The organism is Plebeiibacterium marinum (assembly GCF_026013615.1).
GTDB classification, from domain to species: domain Bacteria; phylum Bacteroidota; class Bacteroidia; order Bacteroidales; family Marinilabiliaceae; genus Saccharicrinis; species Saccharicrinis marinus_A.
The window spans coordinates 1-1,267 of sequence record NZ_JAPDPI010000112.1 but is presented as its reverse complement, the minus strand read 5'-3'; the positions used below and the strand labels follow the sequence as shown (position 1 = coordinate 1,267).

Sequence of the window (1,267 nt, the reverse complement as noted above, 5' to 3'; positions counted from 1 at the left end):
AGGGGAAGTTGCTTCCGCACAGTGCGTTGGAGTTTTCCCCTTTAGGGGAATCAAAGGGGTGAGCGTAGGAATCATGAGTTTTCTTGCAGGAACTATATAGTCATATTACATGTCTATTCCAGCTAGATAACTTTACGTCTTCCTATTTTAGCTCCAACAATGGCCCCCGATATAGACAATAGCAAGCAACAAATCCAAAAGATCCATCGCCCAGCTGACATAAACTGACCGGGAACATTATCCGGTTTTAAAACGGTTAAAAGAATCATTTGGATAATTGCCAGTATACCTACTGCATTAGAAATTAACAAAGTATACCAAACACTTTGGGGATACTTCCTACAGATAAAAAAACAAGCGGTAACGATCGCAACACAATAAAGAATCATGCCTGTTAATTCAATACCCGGAATATATGTTGTAAAAGAAAGTGGCACAGACACAATAAAAACGATTAAAGCCAATGCCCAAGCAGGAATTTCTGCAAAAACCGATTTTTCCTCTTCTCTTTTGCGATTTATAAAAATAGCCACGAAAGTAAGTATGGCAGCTATTAAATCACAAAAAACACTTGCAAACATCAAACGGGATACATAAAGGATATCATAATTATTAAGGTACGAAAAAGCACCATCCGAGTAGATTGTGCCTAATATGAACAGAAAAATAGCGATAAGGAGATAACCTGTTACTCTTCGTTTTCCATCACGCCTGTTTTTTTTAATAACTGAACGGTACCAAAAGAACAACAGCAAACGAAACATAATTGCCAATAATATTCCGATTCCTGCACCTATATTGTTTTTATATTCTAATGTTTTAGTATAAATCCCTGGTAATACTATTATCATTAGAAGTACAGAAAGCAATATCAATCCAGCTGCAATAACTGAAACCTTTTCTTTCATTTGACTTTTTTCCATAATTCTATGCTTTATAACTTACACCCATATGGCTTTCCTCAAAGTAATACTCAAACGTAGTAAAGTCAACCCATTTCTGATAATACTCAAACGTAGTAAAGTCAACCCATTTCTGATATAGGCATTGCTGCAACTTGCAGCAAAGTTTCCCCAACTGGGGAAAGTCTCCTGCAACTTGCAGCAAGGTTTCCCCAACTGGGGAAAGTCCCCTGCAACCTGCAGCAAGGTTTCCCTAACCGGGGAAAATCCCCTGCAATCTGCGACAAGGTTTCCCTGGCATTAATTATTTGTTTCAGACTTACAGCCTGATATTTACAGCTTGGTATTTTCAAGGGGCGATGCCC

The 1,267-nt window shown here is 38.2% G+C and carries 2 protein-coding genes; both read right to left on the bottom strand.

Annotated features, from left to right (window positions below; genetic code table 11):
- Positions 1-122 precede the first annotated feature (122 nt).
- Positions 123-923, bottom strand: coding sequence for a hypothetical protein (locus OM074_RS21080; protein WP_301202694.1), 801 nt, complete (start codon positions 921-923; stop codon positions 123-125).
- Positions 924-1,024: 101 nt separating this feature from the next.
- On the bottom strand, positions 1,025-1,267 hold a 243-nt coding region (locus OM074_RS21075; protein WP_301202693.1), incomplete at its 5' end, for a hypothetical protein.

Coding starts and splice junctions, on each gene's coding strand:
- OM074_RS21080 (WP_301202694.1), bottom strand. CDS start 923: ATGGAAAAAAGTCAAATGAAAGAAAAGGTTTCAGTTATTGCAGCTGGA.